Raw genomic sequence first — 18,617 nt, forward strand, 5'->3', positions numbered from 1 at the left:
GATTTGTCGAATAATCACCCTGATTTTGTGCAGTAAATCTGCATTTTGAAATAGAGTTGATAATAATTTCGTGCCTATAATGGAAAACCCTAAATTTTCGAAGACAAAATTATGGATCCGTTACACAGCATTATTATCACTCTATTTTTATTTGTACTGACGTTTTTTAACCCTGGCGCCAATTTATTTATTGTTGTTCAAACCACGCTTAGTTCAGGGAAAAAGGCGGGGCTGACCTGTGGTTATGGTGTCGTTTTAGGTAATGCCATTTATTCTGGCCTTGGGTTATTTGGGCTTGTGACCTTAATGTCAGAGTTCGGTGCGTTGTTTTCGTTAATTAAAGTACTAGGCGGATTATATTTACTGTATTACGCGATTAGCGTTTTTAAAAATAAAACCCAACTCAATTTATCCACGGAAAATATTACGGAACATTTCCCAAAAGGTGTGTATTTTCGCCGAGGTTTAATTTCCGATCTTTCGAACCCGCAAACTGTGCTGTTCTTTATGAGTATTTTCTCAACAACCATTTCCCCCTCAACGCCATTATGGGCAAAACTAGTGATTTGGCTTGGGATCGTCTTGGCTTCATTGATATGGCGAATCATTCTCTGCCAAACATTTTCTCTTTCATCGGTCAGACGGAGCTATTCGCGCATCCACAAAGTGGTGGGGAAAGTGGTCGGGTTGATTTTGGGGACATTGGCGACAAGGCTTATCTACCAAGGCGTTACTGAGCTAGTGATTAAAAAATAAGGGCATTAGACGTTATTTGACTTCGCCTTATTATTGCAATTACAATAATTGCAATTGCAACAATAAGAGTGAGCGATAATGTTTATCCAATCAATGAAAATGCCAGCTGCAACAGCACAAACGCAAGCCGCCGCTAATTTGTGCTTACAACAGATTCATCAGGTCGCTCATGACAGCGCTAATCTGCCAAGCTCTCCGGCAAGTTTGCTTCATAAAGCGATTAAACATAATAACGCTTCGATTTGGGTTATTAATCAAAATGGCGTTACGGGCCAACAAGAAACAGCGTGGCCAATTTGGTTTAATAGCCAAGAAACCTATGAGAAACCCTTGTTTTACTTTGTGAATACTCCCTTAATTGAGCAGTTAGGCGCACTAGAGACAGAAACAAACCATAAAGGAATTTTCCTCAACTGCATCGATACCAGTGAAAGCTATTTACCAAAAGGGGTTTATCCGTGGTTTCCATTAAAGCTTACGTCGATGGAAAATTGGCTAGCTTATGATATCGCGAATGCGCAAGAAGCCGCAGCTATCGCCCAACAAGCATTAACACATTTGTATATATATGGTGATAAGTCATTGGTGTATATGGCATTACACAGTGTTAATCAAACAACTGAGCCTTTATCTGAAGACGCAGCCATAGCAGCTTTTAAAGGTATGTACCGGTTATCACGTAGTGCACCAAAAATTGATATTCAATTGTGTGGGGCAGGAAAATCACTCGAAAGGGTTAAGCAAGCAGCCCAATTATTGCAAACAGAATGGGGCGTTGAGTCTGAAGTATGGAGTTGCCCAAGTTATACGCGACTCGCGTTTGATGCAAAGCAGCAATACGCTTCTTCCCACCTTAAACACTGTTTAGGGAATACCAAGGTGCCTGTCATTGCGGTAACGGATTACTCTCACCATATCGCTAAGCAAATAAAACCATTCATACCTCAAGAGTTTATGGCGTTAGGTTCTGATTCTATTGATAAAAATGGCATTATTTACCCATCAGTAAATTGGATTGCCTTGTGTGCATTGAAGCAACTTTATGAGGCAAACCAGCTTTCTGTTGCTGTTTATGAAGAGGCAATTGAAAAGCTAACTCATTAGATTGTCGCGGTATCGTGAGTGGTACCGCGATATTTACGTTAATCTTTTGCACTTAATGCGGCGTTATCAAGGGCATTGGCAAAATCATTGATTTCAGTTTCGCTAAATTGACTGAGAAAATGTGTTTTAACCACTTCTCGGTAGATTTCCCACATTTGCTTGCGCAGCAGTTTGCCTTTTTCTGTGATTGTGGCAAAAGATGCTCGTCTGTCATCGTCTGAACGAGAGCGAATGACGAGGTCTTCCTTTTCTAAGCGGTCAATTAAACGTGTTAAGTTATAGCGTTCAATCACCACGACATCCGCTAATTCATGCATTCGCCGCGTTCCGTTTTCGCCGCTTTCCAAGCCCCATAAAACATCATACCACGCATAAATAGGCAATTTTGCTTCGGAAAGTTTAGCTTCGATTTTTCTGATGATGATCCGATGTGCGCGGACAAAGGAAAACCACAAATCCGCTTGTTTAGTTTTCATATGGCCTTTCTTGATTAAAGGGAGTTAGTTGCAATTGCAATTATAAAAGGATAAAGTCTTTTTTACCATTATTGTATATGCAACTATACCGTTAGGTATGATAGTAATCGCAACTATAGCAATTGCAATTCAAGGTCAATAATCCGGTTTGAGACGTAAACCTGCCCTGACGGGAAAGTAGATTTGGGAGAAAGTATGAACCACACAACAATAGAAAAAGATGTCGATCCTCAGGAAACCGCGGAATGGCTTGAGTCCTATGAAGGCGTTACCGAAATTGATGGCCGTGAGCGCGCACATTTTTTACTTAACAAAATGGCGCAAGCGGATCAACGAAAATACGGTGATTTTCAAAGCATTGTGACCACACCGTATATCAATAGTATTCCTGTCCATAACCAACCTGAATACCCGGGTAATTTGGCAACGGAAGGGCGCTTAAACGCGTATATTCGTTGGAATGCGATGGCGATGGTGCTCCGCGCGGGGAAACACTCTAATGTGGGGGGACATATTGCAACCTACCAATCCGCGGCAGTACTATACGATATTGGTTTTACACACTTTTTTAGAGGGAGGACGGATGATTTTGCTGGGGACATGGTGTATATCCAAGGGCACTCTGCACCGGGAATTTATGGCCGTGCCTATTTAGAGGGGCGAATTGACGAAGAACAGCTCGATAATTTCCGCCGTGAATCTGTCCGCCGTGGCTTATCATCTTATCCTCACCCGCGCTTAATGCCTGATTTTTGGCAGTACCCGACAGTATCGATGGGGCTTGGGCCATTAACTGCGGCGTATCAAGCGCGTTATATGCGTTACCTTGAGTATCGTAACCTCAAACCTCATCAAGGCCGTAAAGTTTGGGCATTCCTTGGTGATGGGGAAATGGATCAGCCTGAATCACTAGCGGCAATTTCCTTAGGTGGGCGAGAAAAACTTGATAACTTAGTGTTTGTCGTAAACTGTAATCTACAAAGACTCGATGGCCCAGTACGTGGCAATAGCAAAATTATTCAAGAGCTTGAGTCTGTATTTAAAGCAGCTGGTTGGAACGTCATTAAGGTTATTTGGGGAAGTGCTTGGGATAAATTACTGGAAAAAGACACTTCTGGCTTATTGATGCAGCGAATGATGGAGTGTGTAGATGGTGATTACCAAACGTTTAAATCGCAAAGCGGTGCGTATGTGCGTGAACATTTCTTTGGTAAATACCCTGAGCTGCTTGCTTTAGTGGCGGATATGAGTGATGACGACATTTGGAATTTACACCGTGGGGGACACGACCCAGAAAAAGTTTACGCTGCCTATCATCAAGCGGTAAATACCAAAGGTAAGCCATCTGTTATTTTAGCCAAAACAGTAAAAGGTTTCGGGATGGGAGAGGCGGGTGAAGGGCAAAACATTAATCACCAATTGAAAAAGATGAGCCAAGATGCGGTTCGCGCCTTCCGTGACAAACTCAATTTGCCTGTGGCAGATGAGCAATTAGACGAAATTCCGTATCTCAAACCTGAAGTTGATAGCCCAGAAGCCCTGTATATTAAGAGCACGCGTCAAGTGCTGGGAGGCTATATTCCAGCACGTTTTGGCCAAACAAGCCCTGTGGTTATTCCGCCATTAGCCAATTTTGCTAATTTATTCAAAGGCAGTGGGGAGCGTAATATGTCCACCACGATGGCATTTGTGAACATTTTGAATGTGTTACTTAAAGATGCCGAAGTTGGCAAGCTGGTGGTGCCAATTGTACCTGATGAATCAAGAACCTTTGGAATGGAAGGGCTATTCCGTCAAATAGGCATTCACTCCTATTTAGGCCAGCTTTATACCCCACAAGATGCAGGGCAATTAAGCTACTATAAAGAGGCAAAAGATGGGCAAATTCTGCAAGAAGGGATCAACGAATCTGGAGCCATTTCTACATGGATAGCTGCGGGTACGGCATACAGCAACCATGATGTGCCAACGATCCCTTTCTATATTTTCTATTCCATGTTTGGTTTGCAGCGCGTAGGCGACCTAGCTTGGGCTGCGGCCGATGCGCGCACCAAAGGCTTTTTGCTGGGGGCAACGTCTGGACGAACCACCTTAATGGGTGAAGGCTTACAGCATGACGATGGTCACAGCCATGTTTTATCTTCCGTGATCCCAAGTTGTGTCTCTTATGACCCAGCGTATGCTTATGAGTTAGCTGTAATTATTCAAAATGGTATGCAACGCATGTTCGTTGATAATGAAGATATTTACTATTACATCACGCTACTCAATGAGGGCTACCCGCAACCCGCCATGCCAGAAGGGGTCGAGGATGGTATTCTAAAAGGCGCTTATTTATTTAAATCCTACGATAATGCACCTGAAAATTCCCCGCGTGTTCAGTTGATGTCCAGTGGTTCGATTATGCGTGAAACCCTTGCGGCGGCGGAGCTTTTAGCAAATGATTTTGGAGTGAATAGCGACGTTTGGAGTGCAACCAGCTTAAACGAATTACGGCGCGAAGCGATGAAAGTAGAGCGTTGGAATATGTTGCACCCGGAAGATGAGCCTAAAAAACCGTATGTGCAGCAAATGATAGAGCCATACAAAGGGCCATTGGTGGTTGCGACAGACTATATGAAAATCGTAGGTGACCAAATTAAACCCTATGTATCAGATAGAAAATTCATCTCATTAGGTACGGACGGATTTGGGCGTTCAGATACTCGTGAGGCATTACGCGAATTCTTCGAAGTCAACCGTCATTTTATTGTGGTGGCTGCACTGAAATTATTAGCGGATGAAGGCACGATTGCTCGTTCAGAAGTTAACCGTGCGCTACAACTTTATGAGATAAATGTGGATAAACCTGCACCTGATTCGATAAACTAGCCTTATAAATGAATGTGTATAGCGCAGCGGGGGGTAATCCCCGCTGTTGCTATATTCAGACAAACAAGGGCTTAACATGAGCAATATCGCATTGTATCTCGGTTCATTCTGTACATTTATCGCTGCATTACTGCATTTTGCGTGCTTGTTTCTCGGTGCAAAAGGGTACCGTTTTTTAGGTGCAGGGAACTCTATCGTAGAAAAAGCGCAAAAAGGCCATTGGTATCCGCATGTTACAGCCATTGTTGTCGGAACTATCCTGCTTATATGCTCTGCTTATGCGTTGACAACAGCGCTAGGGCAGCCAATTTTACCGTTTCACCAGCCTATTTTGTTCGCTATTGCGACCGTATTTTTACTTCGAGCCGCTTTATTTCCATTGATAAAAGCACGTTTTGTAGGAAACAGTGATTTATTTTGGTATGTCAGCTCGTCCGTGTGTTTTGTGATGGGAATGCTGTATTTAGTTGGTGTGGTTTTTATCTAATCGAGAAAGACAAAAAAGAGGTCTAAGCCTCTTTTTACTAACTCTAGAGTATATTGCCATTTTCTATGGCAACGTGGTATTCCGCCAATGCAGCCGCTTCTTTCGGTTCATGAGTAACTAATAAAATAGTGACGCCATCTTGTTTTAATTGATTCACTTGCGACCAAAGTTGCTCCCTTGTTTGCCAATCTAAGCTGGAAAACGGTTCATCCAATAAGAGCAAAGATGGCGATGAAATCATTGCGCGAGCAAGTGCAACACGTTGTTGTTCACCTCCCGAGATTTCATGGGGGTAACGTTTGGCCAAGTGCGCAATATTCATCTTATCTAACAAAGCGATAATGCGTTGCTTATCTCTGGGTATTTTAGCCGCATACTGGGCTAAACGGAGGTTGTTCATCACGTTCAACCACGGAAATAAATACAAACGTTGGTTGAGATAACGGCAAGGGCGCTGCCAGATGGGCAATTTATTCAATAAATTACCTTGGTAATAAATATCGCCTTGATAACGTTGATAGCCTGCAATGCAATTGAGCAGCGTGGTTTTCCCGCTACCAGAGGGGCCACAAATCGCGGTACAACATCCCTCTTTAAGTGACAGCGTCACGTCTTTTAAAATCCCTGCGTGAATATTCTCAAGGTTTAGCATGGGTTTTCCGCCTTTTTAAACGGTGAAGCGCGAGCAACAACACAACCGCTAATGCCATTAAAATCAGAGCACACCCAAGTGCGAGTGAAAAATCCCCGCTGGCAATATTCAAATAAATTGCCATGGGCAACGTTTCTGTTTTAAAGCGAGTGGCGCCAGCCAACATTAAGGTAGCTCCGAATTCCCCCAAAGCCCGTGAGTAGGCCAATATGCCGCCACTCATTAGTCCTTGCCAACAAAGCGGGATCTCAACCAAAATTAATGTTTTCGCAGGAGATAGCCCCAAATTTAACCCGGTTCTGACAAAAGCAGGGTCAATGGAGGCAAAAGCCCCTTGTGCAGAACGATACAGCACCGCACTTGCCACATAAGTTTGTGCAATGATCACGCCGAGTGGGGAAAATAACCAACGGCTGAGTTCTGGGAAAATCACGGAAAAAGGCCCTTGGCTACCCAAAAGTAGCAATAAGCCAATCCCAATGACTAAAGGTGGGGTGACGAGGGGCAAGTCAAATAATGCGTCAACGGCACGTTTGCCGAAAAATTCGCTGCGTGCCATCACCCAAGCCGCTGGAATGGCAATTAAGAATGCGAAAAATAATGACGTCAAGGACGTAGCAAGGGACATTAAAATCGCGAAATGGAACTCAGGCTCTGCAATTAATTGCGAAAGTAGTGACGGCGTGAGTTGAAACAACAGCGCCGTCAATGACCCGACAATCAAGAGTAATAAGAGTAATAGGGGCACAAGTGCCCACTTCATGATTGGGTACATATTGAGAATTATTTTTTAGCAGTAACAGGTAAAAAACCGTAGTCTGTAAAGGCTTTGATACCTTCAGGCGCAGCAAAATACTCAGCAAGTAATTTAGCCTCTTTTGGCGCAGCACTGGTGCTTAGTACCGCAATAGTGGCGATTTCTTCAGGGCTACCTTCTGGGGATGGCAACACAAGCAGTTTATCTTGGTTTTTCATCGCATCCGCTCGGCCAATAATTGCGGCATCGACTTCGCCATTGAGCAAATACATGGACAGATGTTTAATTGTTGCGGCGCGCACTATCACTTTATCACGTAATTGGTCGCCATAACCGCTGGCATCAAGTAACAGTTCACCACTACGACCTAAAGCGATAGCTTTCGGATCGCCCATACCTAGACGCAAATTACTTTTGGCGAGATCTTCAATACTGGCTATTCCTTGGGCTTTATCTTTTCGTACGGCAACGACTGGGATATGGCGTACGATAGGGTATGCATCAGTTGCTAAAGATTTGGCTTGCAGTTTTTCAACATAATCTTCAGATCCTGGGAAAAACAAATCCCCTTGCTGAGTTAACTCAAAGCGCGTCAAAATTTGCCCCGAACCACCATATTCAACAGTGACCGTGTTGCCTGTTTCTTTTTCGAATTTTTCGACCACTTTTTCAATCGGTGGGCGCAATCCTGCTCCTGCGTACATGTGTAGCTGAGCAGCCATCGCTTGGGGTAACGTAAAGCAGATAAATAAAGAAGAGAGTAATAGGCGGCGCATGAGTACCTCGTTATCGTTATATAAAAAAACACATAATGAAGAATCAGGTTAAGTTGCGCAAGGCACAACTGCGTAAGTTTTGATATTCATTAAGCTATTTGAGAATTTAATGATGCGTTGGCTTATCAGTCGAATGAACTTAAAGCCAAATCTGATTTGCAGGAGAGACAATTTGAAAAGGTTTCACACTCCCTGTTATCGAGGGAGTGGAAGCTAAAATTAGCGCTCTTCTAACACCTAACTGCAGAAGATTGGCAAGCCAAGAGAAATTTAATTAATGCGGGCGGTTTTACGTTGAACGTAAATCAACCACACAATGGCAAGAACAGCACACACTAACCATGGCAACAACATGATATTTAAGGTTTGCCAACCTAGGTAATCTAATAGCCCGCCAGCAGCTAACGAACATGCAAGGCTAACCATAAAGATACTCATGTCATTGGTTGCTTGTGCTTTAGCCTTTTCTTCTGGCGTGTAAGTTGATGTCAAAAGAGCAGTGCCACTGATATACATAAAATTCCAACCAGTTCCTAATAAAATCAATGCACTAGCGAATGATGCAAAAGAAACGCCAGAGAGTGCAAATAGAATATGCCCAATAAACATGGCAATACCCGCAAACATGATCTTAAGCACACCGAATCGAGTGATAAGGCTACCAGTAATAAAAGAGGGTAAAAACATACTTAATACATGAAGTTGCATTACGGTCGTGGTTGCACCTAATGAATGCTGATGGTTCATCATTGCAATCGGCATTGCAGTCATCGCAAGTACCATTACGCCGTAGCTGGTCATCCCAATAAATACCGCGACCAAATAGGTTGGTTGTAAAACGAGGGTTTTCCATGAGCGAGCTGATATAGGGGTGTGAGCCACCGTTTTTGGCTCAGCCATTGGGATATCCAATTTGCATAAAACGGCGATAGCACCGAGGGAAATTACCGCTAATAATAGAAAGGTGCCTAAATATTGTGCGTCAAAAAAGCTGGCACCAGAACGGGCGAGTAAAGGCCCTAAAAGCGCAGCGACGACGCCACCAGTCATCACTAACGAAATTGCTTTTGGGCGATACAAATTATCGGCTACTTCACTGGCTGCAAATCGATAAAATTGCGCAAAAGCTTGGTAACCACCAATTAAAACTGTTCCAAAGCTAAGAACATATAATGATTGGATAATTATTCCATATGCTGCAACTAACCCACCGATTATCCCTAAGAGTGCACCAACCAAAAAGCCATTACGCCGCCCAATTTTTGCCATCCAAAGAGACGCGGGAAACATCATCGTGGCCGTTCCCAAAAACATACCTGCAATGGGTAATGTAGCTAATGTTGGGGATGAAGCCATCTGAGCTCCCGCAAGGGCTCCAACGGTCATCACCATGACAGAGACAATTTGAAATAATGCTTGGGCACTCGCTAGCAGCCACACTTGTTGGTACATTTTTCTGGGGTGCATAAAATACGGCCTTAGAAATTAATTAGAGGGCAGAACATGTTTGAGCTTTTGAATTACCAAGTCTATGTCTGCTTGGGTTACACCAAGGCCAAGACTAAAGCGGATAGCACCAAGACCATAACTAGGATCAACGTTCATCGCCGAGAGCACAGGTGAAAGGGTGGCTTGACCTTCGTGGCAGGCAGATCCTGTCGACGCAGCAACACCCGATAATTTACCTAGAAGATCAGCGCCTTGTTGGTGTTTAAAACCCACATTTAATGTATTTGGTAAACGGTGAGTTTCATGGCCGTTTAGTAAAACCCGATCACCATAAAGATCAACAAGTTGCTGCCAAAAATTGTCGCGTAATTGTTTTATGTCAGCGTTTTTATTTTGTGTTTGTGCAATTTCACATGCAAGGCCAAGTGCCGTGGCAAGTAATAGGCTTTCCGTACCAGCACGAAGACCATTTTCGTGCCCAGCACCGTGGTTAATGGGCTCTAACATCGTGCCGCGGCGGACATATAAAGCCCCAATCCCTTTAGGGGCATAGACTTTGTGTCCAGCAATACTTAACAAACCTACATTCAGCTGATTAACATCGATTGCGACTTTTCCAATGGATTGTGCTGCATCAGTGTGAAAGCAAATATTGTTCTGTTTAGCAATCTCACCAATTTCCTCAATGGGTTGGATAGTGCCAGTTTCATTGTTGGCGTGCATAATACTAATGAATGTCGTGTTAGACGTGATTGCATTACGCACATCTAGCGGTGACACACGACCCAATTTACCAACAGGAAGATAAGTGACTGTTGCACCTAATTTCTCAAGGAATGCGAGAGGGCTTAAAATTGAAGGATGTTCAGTGACTTGCGTAATGATATGTGGATTAGGATGGCGTGATAACTGCTTAAAAAAATGCCCTTTGAGTGCGAGATTATTTGATTCAGTTCCGCCACTGGTAAAAATAATTTCATCAGTATGTGCCCCTATTAGCGATGCAACTTGTGCTCGGGCATGTTCCAAACGCGATTTTGCATTATCGCTAGCCCAATGCTGGCTAGAAGGGTTGCCATACAGTGAATTCAATAGCGGCTGCATTGAGGCTTGAACTTCAGGGTGAATCGGTGTGCTTGCATTAAAATCAAAATAGAGAGATGGCATAGTTAACCCAATTAAGTAATTAGAATGTTAATAACTTATCACTAGTCATGACCCAAGTAGAGAGATCTTGCATGGTTGCTTTCTGCGCCCCTGCAAAATAAGGCTCATTTTTATAAATACCGCAGCGAGCTTGGCAAGTACCACACACTTTGACATAAGCACCTTGGGTGATTAGGTCTTTTAAATTTTGGCTAAGATCTTGGTCGTAGTCTGTCGGTGGTATGCAGATATCACGGGCGAGATCCACTGAGTCATTCATTAAAAAAATGCGAATTTCACATCCATCGGATAATAACTGTTTTGCTAAACGCAAAGCATTCCATGTGACATCGGTTCCATCATAGGGCTCACGGTTTAATATTATTAAGGCTTTCATGGCATTTTACCTGAATTTGGATTATAGTAACAATTGAAACATTCAATCAATATCGATAATGATTGATCATGAAGTTGACTATGTCAATGAGTTAAACGAAAAATTGCGGTATAGGGGAAAGGGATAAGGTACAATTCAATACAGATGAGCATGGCAGGTGAAAAGAAGTGGGATTTTCGGAGGAAAATATGGCCAATATCGACCCTAAACAGCGTATTTATGCCAATTTGGCAGAAATAGCGCAAAGTATCAGCCATCCAAGCCGATTAGAACTTTTAGAGTACTTAGCACAAGGAAAAAGAAGTGTTGAGGAACTTGCTACCCTTTGTGGCATTGAATTTGCCAACGCTTCCCGTCATTTACAAACATTACGTCGTGCGCGATTAGTTGAAACGGAGCGTAAAGGAAAACATGTTTATTACTCAATTGTGAACCAAGATTCGGTGATAGAACTCCTTAATGCTTTAGGCATTGTTGGTAAGCAAAACAATGCTGAAATTAAGCAAATCATGGCAGACTATTTTGAAGCAAGAGACAAACTAACACCGATTTCGCGTGAGGATTTGCTGGCTCAATTAATGGATGGCAGTGTCACTTTATTAGATGTTCGTCCTGAACACGAATTTAACCAAGGTCATCTACCTGGTGCGTTAAATATTAGCGTGGAGAAGCTTGCAGAGCAGTTGTCACAACTCCCTAAAGGAATGGAAATTGTGGCGTATTGTCGCGGCCCATATTGTTTGTTATCACTTGATGCCATTGAATTACTTACAGCCCAAGGGTTTAAAATTAGGCGGCTTGAGGAAGGTTTTCCTGAATGGAAAGCAGCAGGTTTGCAAATAGAAAATGCTTAAATTTTTAAATGAGAAAAGGCCCACAGTGTGGGCTTTCAACGTCTATTAACGGTGGTTTAGCCACTGTTCAACTTCTTGATATGTACCTTGAAAAACAATTCGCTCTTGTTTCTGGCTTAATTGATAACGATACATTGGGTCATAATATTCATGCAGTAATGGGCAAAGCCAAGAAAAATGTGATTGAGTTTCACCTGTCGCTTGTTGGTGAATTAATGCAGTATCTAATAACTCTGTTAATTCAGCAGCCCGTTGAGAGCCCAATCGCTTTCGAATTGCAAACAGGCCATGATGCAAATACTCACTGTAAAATTGCCAGCCTCTCTCTTCACCGTATGCAGCAAGAAAATCATGTGTCATTCGGTCAAAATATTCATTTTTAAGGCGTTCAAGACGTAATTCAAAAGGGTCATCAATAACAGCGATAGCCGCTGATTCCATTTGAGAACGTAATGATATAGGCAGGCTATTTGCACCAATTGCTCGCCCTTCATCTTCAAGTACCCAACGCGTATGATTTGAAGACTTTTTGAGCATCTCGACAGCGAGATGATTTTCAAAAGTTGCTTGGGAAAACTGTGCTTGTAATGTACGGCCAAAAGATGAACCTCGGTGGTGGGCAATACCTTCTAAATCAATACCATCAGATTGGCTATGCACTAATGTTGTTTTGCCATTCCCCGTACAACCTCCAATTAAAATGGTTGGTCTCATCGAAAATTCATTGATGATATCGATGGTTGTTTGTCGAAGGGCTTTATATCCACCATTGATAAGAGGGTACTCAACGCCATTTTCTTTAAGCCATGCTTGCACAATATGAGAACGCATTCCTCCTCGAGCACAACAAATAAAGCCATTCGGATATTGTTGGCAGGCTGCCTGCCACCTGGCGATACGTTCGTCTTTGATATCACCTCTGACTAATTGATGGCCAAGTTCAACCGCTTTATGAGAACCTTGCTGCTTGTAACACGTGCCAACGGCGGCGCGTTCTTCATCATTCATTAGTGGGATATTTATTGCAGAGGGCATGGCTCCTTGCTGAAATTCAATCGGTGCTCGAACATCGATAATAGGGGTGTCCGAAATGAGTATCTGCCGAATGTTTTGAGGTGAGGGGGTTAATTCCATATTATGACAAGTTAGTTCATCTAAGTGATATTGCGCCATACTATACGCTTAATTCTGTCTTTTTGCAGCCAATGAACAATCAAAAAACACGACTGTCGCGACGGGAGACGCAGTTTTTCATATTCGGGTTTAACGAATGATGGTATATTGAATTCAGGTGATTAAACATGAGTAAGGGGCAGTAGAATGAAAATGTTAACTATCCAAGAAATGACCGAAACACAAAAAAATCGTGTTCGAACTCGGTTAGCACAAGAACGGAAAAAATTAGAACGTGAATTAACCAATGCAGAGCAGGCAAAAGTAAGAAAAGAAATTATTACTGAAATTTCTAATGAAGTTGATAAAGAAGCAAAGAAAGCTAGAGCTCAGCAAAAAAAAGATAAATTAGTACCAAGTGATGCAACATACAGTTGGTCATCAACAAATCATAGGCGGGGATATCGTTAAGTTAAATGTACTAATAATATGTTCGATTTAATTTTCATTGTAATTCAGTATAAAAAAATCGCGTATTTCAGGGGGTATGAGATACGCGATTTTTTTATATTATAAGAGTTAATATAGTTTATGAGTCCAACCTGGAAACATCGCAGATGATTTTTTCTTTTAATGCTTCGATAAGATAAGATGAAAATGATAATGATGTGTAACCTTCATTTTTGATACTTTCAAATGCATCTATATATATCATTGGAACTTGTATTAATTTTGCTTTTTTTACATCAGACTTGATTTTTTTTCCTTTTTTTGGATTCAGTGTGGATTCATGATTTGATGTAAAAGAAGTACCAGTAAAAGCTAATTTAGAGTATGCCATATTTATAATCTCATATCAGAGCTATTTGCTTGAATGTCATGCTATGCAATAGCGATAATAATTAGTAAAAGTAGTAGTTCGACTAAACTATAGAACATGATTTTATGTGTGAATAATAAATTGCATTTTAAAAGTAATAATTACTTTGAATAAGTTTATTTAGTCGAATATAGAGTAAAATATATTAATATTGCTTATTTGTATATGCTTGCAATGCATGAAATTAAATAAATAATGTAAGAGAATATTTCTTTTGATTTTAATTACATTAGGAATAATCCTAATTAATTTTTTTTGTTATATTTGGCGTGTATTGAATATATATGTATTTAATATAGTCAGTGTATACAATATTGAAATAAAGTTAATGATAATAACGTTAAATTCACAATGAGAAATAATAACAGTAATAAAATTCTATTGACTGATAAATAATTTGAACTAATAATTATTGTGATGAGAGGCAGTTATAAGGAAGTTAATTAGTCAAAAAAGTTATTAGTTTAATTAAAATAGTTTTCGTGTGTAATGTAAAGATTGAAATTAATAAATCAAATTAAATAAGATTAAATTCTTGAGGAATACCTATGTTTAAAGTCTACCAACAGACACAAAGCTTAAAAATGAAACTGCTTAAAAAAATACATAAACATCATGAAGCAAAAAAACAAAGGGGTATGACGTTATTAGAAATTATCATTGTATTGGGTATTATTGGAACCATCGCCGCAGGCGTAGTTATCTTGGCTCAGCGTGCATTTGATAGCCGTGCTATTTCTGATTTAGTCAGTAATACAAATACCGTTCGAATTGTTACCAAAGAAGCATACCAACGTGCTGCAGGCTATCCTGTTAATGTAGGAACTGAATCGGCAAATTATACATTTGATACAATCAAAGACCCTGCAGTAGCAAAATCAATTGTGGCACGTTTAGTACAACTCGGTAAAATTTCAACGGATGAAGCTTACAACAATATTGCGAGTAATTTTGTTGCAATTTCTGGTGCTAAAACGGCTGCAACTCAAACAGATAAAGGTTTACGTGGGTTTGTTATTGAGCTGAATGGTCTTAGTCAAGAGCAGTGCCGTGCGATAATCTCTCAATCAGGTAATTTATGGGATTATGTTGAGGTTGCAATTGCAGGTACAGGCGCGAGTAGTTTAAACGCAACAGCAAGGGATATGTCTGTAAAAGTAGAGGGAAATATTTTGAGATCGCTTGATGCGGATGGTAATAAAAATATTCAGCCTGACGATATTGCAAACGTCTGTGTAGAATCCTCAACCAATGCTGTAGTACTAGGTAGCCGCTAATTAATCAGTAGTAAAAGCAAACTAAAAGTCTCCCTATATTTTTAGGGAGACTTTAGAGAAATAAAGATGAAAAAAAATAAAATAGCAGGTTATTCATTACTCGAGGTGATCGTCGTTTTGGGTATTATTGGCGTTATCATGATTCCATTAAGTCGATTTATTATTAATCGAATCGAGGACAATCATCGGCAGCACATTGCAGATGTTGTTGTAGATGAAATTTATCGTTTTATCGATTTTATAAATAATGATGAGCTAGAGAAAGAAGATAACAATTTTATACGTAACCCTTTATTTCAAAAAGGCCAGAAGAATATCGCTTATAGTAAACGTACAAAAAATTATAAAATTGAAGACGCGATAACGAGCGATAATAAACAGTTTAATTGGGGAATTGGTTCGAATAGTGATAGACATTTATTTATTGATGAATCCTGTAAAGGGAGCATATTAGGTTTATCATTAAAAAAGGAATTTTTAAAATGTTCATTGGATTCATTACTTACTAACAATCCAGAGTTTTCTATAGAAAGAATAGACTTAGTTGGTGATGAATTAACAAAAACTATCGAACGTGTGGATTTTATTCTACTGTATCATCCGGTAGCAGATGAGAAAGGCCTCTATATTGAATCATTTTATAATAACTTCACTGAGGCATTTAAAAATAAATCGCTCTATATAACACAGGCAAGCATTGTTAAACGGAAAAAATCAGCTAACAACACAAGTTGGGAGTTAATTAAAAAAAATGAAAAAAATATTCTTTTTGGTGAGTTAGCATTGGATGCGGAACTATTGAATAATGCAAATTTTGAGTATGGTATTCGTTTTAGTTTTAATGTAAAAGCAGGGAAGTTTTTAAAGGCTGATGGTTCCGTAAATGCAGATAAATTATGTTGGAATACAAAAACAAACCAATATGGCCCATGCCTAAAAGCGAAAGATGAAAATACATTAATCTTGACAAGCGGTGATATGGATAATGAAAAAAAATCTCCAACCTTATGCTGGGATAGGGAAAATAAAACAAAATCAGTCTGCTTAGCATTACGAAAACAAGATCCAAAACTTTCAATTACGGATGCTCAGTTTTTACCTGAAAGTAATTTCATGCTAACGGAAACTGATAATAATGGTAATGAAACTACCGGTACTTTAGTGGCGAATGTCATTATTGAAGATAGTCATTATGAGGGGGGGCAACTTATAAAAGAGTATAGGACAGTACCTGAAGTGAGTTACCACAGTTTTACAGGTAATGATGAGATGATGATTAAGGACGAAAACTATGTGGGTGATGATGAAAAGGAAAATGGCAAAATAATTATCCCATTAAAAACGTGCCCTGTGGTACAGAATACTCGGTTATGGCCAAGACTCACTGTTGCTGTTTCATCAATGATGCCAGTTGTTTATGACAATGGTTTGGATATTGACCTAAGCAAAGAAGCTGGCACGCGTAAGAATAAGATAACCAATGTCGGTTTAGCCGCTGGTATTGTTTTACAGTCAAGAAATTCTTTTATCAACGGTAAAAATGTATGGATTATTAGCGCATCATTGGGTGTGAATAATCCAGCATTAAATGAATCTAAAATGTATATAAATCCGAAGTCTTTATCAGTAATGGCAGTTGAGTGGTGTAGCTCAATCAAAGGGGATTACACAACAGCATATGATTAAAAAGGCAAAAAATGATGAAATATAAATATATTATTCTTCTATGTAGTTTTTCATTAACCAGTTTTGCTGATTCTAATATAGAGCAGCAAGAATGGATTAATTTAAAACCGATCAAAGAGATTAAAGCCGTAGACAGTTTACCTCAAGCCGACACACAGAAACTTGATGAATTGAATTCTACACAAAATATTACTCCTGAAATAGATTACCTTAGTGAGTTAGTTTTAAAGAAAAATGAACTTCTTAGCCAAAGTGTAGATGATTGGGCGAAGTATAATGGTATCGATTTTATATGGAATAGCCCAAAAGACATCGTCGTATTTAATGAAATTAAAATTAATGGTAAAAACAAAATTGAAGTGATGGAGAAGCTAGGAAAGCAATTATCTTATCAAAAGGCCGGTTTTTACCTAAAGTTTTATGAAAAAAATAATGTTCTTGTTATAGATAACTAATAAGTAGAAACAGCAATGAAACTAAATAAAATACTTTTTTTACTACTACCATTATTAGTACAAGGTTGTAGCAGTTTTTTTGAAGAAAAATATGATAAAAAGGAGCTTTTTGATCGCGTGACAGGGTTGAAAGATATTGATGACAGTAAACAAAATACTTTTATGTCACTTGATACCCCATATCTAGGAAAAGAAGTGGATTATGGTCAGAAACAAAAGAAGGTATTAGATAAAGAAATTTCATTAACATCCTATTCACCCATTAACATTTATACAGTAATGGAAATGTTGGGTGAGCAAATGGAAATCACCTATAAAATTGATGCAAGTACACCTGGTGATGTCGAAAATCAAACATCAGGTGACGAAATATTAAAAAATACGGTTTACACTATTAACTTTACAGGTGATCTTAAAGAGTTTATCAGTTATTTATCCAATTTGTATGATGTAAACATTCAGCTTAAAAAGAATAATTTACTGGAAGTTAACTTATATACAAACTACGCGATAAGCCTTGACTATTATGGCAAGGATAATAATTACGAGGCTAGTTTAGATATCTCCAATAATGAAGCAGCATCATCAAGTGGTTTAAAAGGAAAATCAACAACATCTTTTAAATCCTCATTTTGGGAGGATGTAAAGGATATGATGGAGAAATATATATCCTCGGGTGTTTATAATATTTTTCAAGACTCTTCAATTTTAACCTTTGTTGGGCGACAATCTGAGTATGATCATGTTAGTCAGGTTTTAGAACAGTATAAACAAGCTAATAATCGTCAGTTTGTTGTGAGTTATAAAATATATATCATTGATAAAGGCAAATCAAAGAACCTCGAGGCGGAATTAGGTTTTTCTTACAATAATGGTGGTACACAAATTGGTTTCAACCAACATTTGTTATCGAAGTTAACTGGAAAACTTAATGCGAACTCTAATTTTCATGGTGGAGAAGATGCTAAATTTCGATTAGCGAGCCAGCTAGATGCGGTATATAAATTAACGGGAAGTAAAATATTGCAGAGCGGATCCTTTATTACCCGTAATAATATGCCAATACCGCTGAACTTAACGAAGACACAACATTATGTTTCAGGGGTGACAAGTACGAAAAATGCAAATATGGATATTACTGAAAGCCAATTAACAACAGATCAAATTGTAACCGGAAGTAGTTTTATTATTACCCCAAGGGCATTATCAGATGGTAAAATTGAAGTCGCAAGCGGATTCACTCGTAAGAATTTGATAAGCATAGAAAAATTTGATGGCGTGCAATTGCCGAATTTCACTACAACGGAAATGTTTAATACTTCGACAATTAAACCTGGGGATTTGCTCATTGTCGGGAAATATGATGAAGACAGTGATTCAGACATGCAACAAGCAGGTATTTTTCTGGCATTTTAAATGGTGAAGATGCAAATTCCACGGTGATTATGATCGTAGGTATAGATAATTATTTTTCAATTAAT

The 18,617-nt window shown here is 39.6% G+C and carries 19 protein-coding genes; 10 read left to right on the forward strand and 9 right to left on the reverse strand.

The window, feature by feature from the left end:
• Positions 1–111: 111 nt before the first annotated feature.
• A complete protein-coding gene (locus AC4IFO_RS06265) occupies positions 112–756 on the forward strand; it encodes a LysE family transporter (RefSeq protein WP_490732750.1) in 645 nt (214 codons plus the stop codon).
• 78 nt (positions 757–834) lie between these two features.
• Positions 835–1,860, forward strand: coding sequence for a transketolase-like TK C-terminal-containing protein (locus AC4IFO_RS06270; protein ID WP_490732752.1), 1,026 nt, complete (start codon positions 835–837; stop codon positions 1,858–1,860).
• Between the two features lie 38 nt (positions 1,861–1,898).
• On the opposite strand, the gene AC4IFO_RS06275 is transcribed toward AC4IFO_RS06270, so the two are convergent.
• Positions 1,899–2,336 carry a MarR family winged helix-turn-helix transcriptional regulator gene (locus AC4IFO_RS06275; RefSeq protein ID WP_490732754.1) on the reverse strand — a complete coding sequence of 146 codons (438 nt, stop codon included), beginning with the start codon at positions 2,334–2,336 and terminating at the stop codon, positions 1,899–1,901.
• Positions 2,337–2,531: 195 nt separating this feature from the next.
• Here AC4IFO_RS06275 and aceE point away from each other — a divergent pair, with 195 nt between their 5' ends.
• Positions 2,532–5,207, forward strand: a complete 2,676-nt coding sequence (gene aceE / locus AC4IFO_RS06280) for a pyruvate dehydrogenase (acetyl-transferring), homodimeric type (RefSeq protein ID WP_490732756.1) — start codon at positions 2,532–2,534, stop codon at positions 5,205–5,207.
• A gap of 76 nt (positions 5,208–5,283) precedes the next feature.
• Complete coding sequence (locus tag AC4IFO_RS06285; protein ID WP_490732758.1) at positions 5,284–5,694, forward strand: hypothetical protein; 411 nt, start codon at positions 5,284–5,286, stop codon at positions 5,692–5,694.
• Between the two features lie 43 nt (positions 5,695–5,737).
• Here AC4IFO_RS06285 and AC4IFO_RS06290 read toward each other — a convergent pair whose 3' ends face one another.
• The 6 genes from AC4IFO_RS06290 to AC4IFO_RS06315 all read right to left on the reverse strand — a co-directional run bounded on the left by AC4IFO_RS06290 (position 5,738) and on the right by AC4IFO_RS06315 (position 10,871).
• Positions 5,738–6,346 (reverse strand): ATP-binding cassette domain-containing protein, encoded by a 609-nt coding sequence (locus tag AC4IFO_RS06290; protein ID WP_490732760.1) that lies wholly within the window; start codon positions 6,344–6,346, stop codon positions 5,738–5,740.
• A complete protein-coding gene (locus AC4IFO_RS06295) occupies positions 6,333–7,121 on the reverse strand; it encodes an ABC transporter permease (protein ID WP_490732762.1) in 789 nt (262 codons plus the stop codon). Before AC4IFO_RS06295 ends, AC4IFO_RS06290 begins: the two co-directional genes overlap by 14 nt.
• Before the next feature lie 8 nt (positions 7,122–7,129).
• Entirely contained in the window at positions 7,130–7,879 is a 750-nt protein-coding gene (gene modA / locus AC4IFO_RS06300; protein WP_272538413.1) for a molybdate ABC transporter substrate-binding protein, read from the reverse strand.
• Between the two features lie 270 nt (positions 7,880–8,149).
• Positions 8,150–9,346, reverse strand: a complete 1,197-nt coding sequence (locus AC4IFO_RS06305) for an MFS transporter (RefSeq protein ID WP_490732765.1) — start codon at positions 9,344–9,346, stop codon at positions 8,150–8,152.
• An 18-nt stretch (positions 9,347–9,364) separates the two neighbouring features.
• Complete coding sequence (locus AC4IFO_RS06310; RefSeq protein ID WP_490732767.1) at positions 9,365–10,495, reverse strand: cysteine desulfurase family protein; 1,131 nt, start codon at positions 10,493–10,495, stop codon at positions 9,365–9,367.
• Between the two features lie 19 nt (positions 10,496–10,514).
• Positions 10,515–10,871: a DsrE/DsrF/TusD sulfur relay family protein gene (locus tag AC4IFO_RS06315; protein WP_490732769.1), complete on the reverse strand. Its 357-nt coding sequence runs from the start codon at positions 10,869–10,871 to the stop codon at positions 10,515–10,517.
• Between the two features lie 188 nt (positions 10,872–11,059).
• On the opposite strand from AC4IFO_RS06315, the gene AC4IFO_RS06320 reads away from it, so the two are divergent.
• Entirely contained in the window at positions 11,060–11,725 is a 666-nt protein-coding gene (locus AC4IFO_RS06320; RefSeq protein WP_490732771.1) for an ArsR/SmtB family transcription factor, read from the forward strand.
• Positions 11,726–11,770: 45 nt separating this feature from the next.
• Here the strand turns inward: AC4IFO_RS06320 and mnmH are convergent, their stop codons facing one another.
• Entirely contained in the window at positions 11,771–12,859 is a 1,089-nt protein-coding gene (gene mnmH / locus AC4IFO_RS06325; protein ID WP_490732845.1) for a tRNA 2-selenouridine(34) synthase MnmH, read from the reverse strand.
• A gap of 186 nt (positions 12,860–13,045) precedes the next feature.
• Here mnmH and AC4IFO_RS06330 point away from each other — a divergent pair, with 186 nt between their 5' ends.
• On the forward strand, positions 13,046–13,309 hold the full coding sequence (locus tag AC4IFO_RS06330) for a YjbD family protein (protein WP_490732773.1): 264 nt from the start codon (positions 13,046–13,048) through the stop codon (positions 13,307–13,309).
• 118 nt (positions 13,310–13,427) lie between these two features.
• On the opposite strand, the gene AC4IFO_RS06335 is transcribed toward AC4IFO_RS06330, so the two are convergent.
• The gene (locus AC4IFO_RS06335) at positions 13,428–13,679 is read right to left on the reverse strand and encodes a hypothetical protein (protein ID WP_490732775.1); all 252 of its coding nucleotides are present in this window, start codon (positions 13,677–13,679) and stop codon (positions 13,428–13,430) included.
• A 587-nt stretch (positions 13,680–14,266) separates the two neighbouring features.
• Between AC4IFO_RS06335 and AC4IFO_RS06340 the strand changes: the two genes are divergently transcribed.
• The 4 genes from AC4IFO_RS06340 (at position 14,267) to AC4IFO_RS06355 (ending at position 18,552) form a co-directional block, all read left to right on the forward strand.
• On the forward strand, positions 14,267–14,995 hold the full coding sequence (locus AC4IFO_RS06340) for a type IV pilus major pilin (protein ID WP_490732777.1): 729 nt from the start codon (positions 14,267–14,269) through the stop codon (positions 14,993–14,995).
• A 66-nt stretch (positions 14,996–15,061) separates the two neighbouring features.
• The gene (locus tag AC4IFO_RS06345) at positions 15,062–16,681 is read left to right on the forward strand and encodes a type II secretion system protein (protein WP_490732779.1); all 1,620 of its coding nucleotides are present in this window, start codon (positions 15,062–15,064) and stop codon (positions 16,679–16,681) included.
• 11 nt (positions 16,682–16,692) lie between these two features.
• Positions 16,693–17,136 (forward strand): TcpQ domain-containing protein, encoded by a 444-nt coding sequence (locus tag AC4IFO_RS06350; protein ID WP_490732781.1) that lies wholly within the window; start codon positions 16,693–16,695, stop codon positions 17,134–17,136.
• 15 nt (positions 17,137–17,151) lie between these two features.
• Entirely contained in the window at positions 17,152–18,552 is a 1,401-nt protein-coding gene (locus AC4IFO_RS06355) for a type II and III secretion system protein (RefSeq protein ID WP_490732783.1), read from the forward strand.
• Positions 18,553–18,617 lie beyond the last annotated feature (65 nt).

It is taken from the genome of Providencia sp. UF-224, assembly GCF_058245955.1.

Bases quoted from the DNA above. Each gene is read 5' to 3' on its own strand.
- AC4IFO_RS06265 (WP_490732750.1), top strand. From the start codon at position 112: ATGGATCCGTTACACAGCATTATTATCACTCTATTTTTATTTGTACTG.
- AC4IFO_RS06270 (WP_490732752.1), top strand. From the start codon at position 835: ATGTTTATCCAATCAATGAAAATGCCAGCTGCAACAGCACAAACGCAA.
- AC4IFO_RS06275 (WP_490732754.1), bottom strand. From the start codon at position 2,336: ATGAAAACTAAACAAGCGGATTTGTGGTTTTCCTTTGTCCGCGCACAT.
- aceE (WP_490732756.1), top strand. From the start codon at position 2,532: ATGAACCACACAACAATAGAAAAAGATGTCGATCCTCAGGAAACCGCG.
- AC4IFO_RS06285 (WP_490732758.1), top strand. From the start codon at position 5,284: ATGAGCAATATCGCATTGTATCTCGGTTCATTCTGTACATTTATCGCT.
- AC4IFO_RS06290 (WP_490732760.1), bottom strand. From the start codon at position 6,346: ATGCTAAACCTTGAGAATATTCACGCAGGGATTTTAAAAGACGTGACG.
- AC4IFO_RS06295 (WP_490732762.1), bottom strand. From the start codon at position 7,121: ATGTACCCAATCATGAAGTGGGCACTTGTGCCCCTATTACTCTTATTA.
- modA (WP_272538413.1), bottom strand. From the start codon at position 7,879: ATGCGCCGCCTATTACTCTCTTCTTTATTTATCTGCTTTACGTTACCC.
- AC4IFO_RS06305 (WP_490732765.1), bottom strand. From the start codon at position 9,346: ATGCACCCCAGAAAAATGTACCAACAAGTGTGGCTGCTAGCGAGTGCC.
- AC4IFO_RS06310 (WP_490732767.1), bottom strand. From the start codon at position 10,495: ATGCCATCTCTCTATTTTGATTTTAATGCAAGCACACCGATTCACCCT.
- AC4IFO_RS06315 (WP_490732769.1), bottom strand. From the start codon at position 10,871: ATGAAAGCCTTAATAATATTAAACCGTGAGCCCTATGATGGAACCGAT.
- AC4IFO_RS06320 (WP_490732771.1), top strand. From the start codon at position 11,060: ATGGCCAATATCGACCCTAAACAGCGTATTTATGCCAATTTGGCAGAA.
- mnmH (WP_490732845.1), bottom strand. From the start codon at position 12,859: ATGGAATTAACCCCCTCACCTCAAAACATTCGGCAGATACTCATTTCG.
- AC4IFO_RS06330 (WP_490732773.1), top strand. From the start codon at position 13,046: ATGAAAATGTTAACTATCCAAGAAATGACCGAAACACAAAAAAATCGT.
- AC4IFO_RS06335 (WP_490732775.1), bottom strand. From the start codon at position 13,679: ATGGCATACTCTAAATTAGCTTTTACTGGTACTTCTTTTACATCAAAT.
- AC4IFO_RS06340 (WP_490732777.1), top strand. From the start codon at position 14,267: ATGTTTAAAGTCTACCAACAGACACAAAGCTTAAAAATGAAACTGCTT.
- AC4IFO_RS06345 (WP_490732779.1), top strand. From the start codon at position 15,062: ATGAAAAAAAATAAAATAGCAGGTTATTCATTACTCGAGGTGATCGTC.
- AC4IFO_RS06350 (WP_490732781.1), top strand. From the start codon at position 16,693: ATGATGAAATATAAATATATTATTCTTCTATGTAGTTTTTCATTAACC.
- AC4IFO_RS06355 (WP_490732783.1), top strand. From the start codon at position 17,152: ATGAAACTAAATAAAATACTTTTTTTACTACTACCATTATTAGTACAA.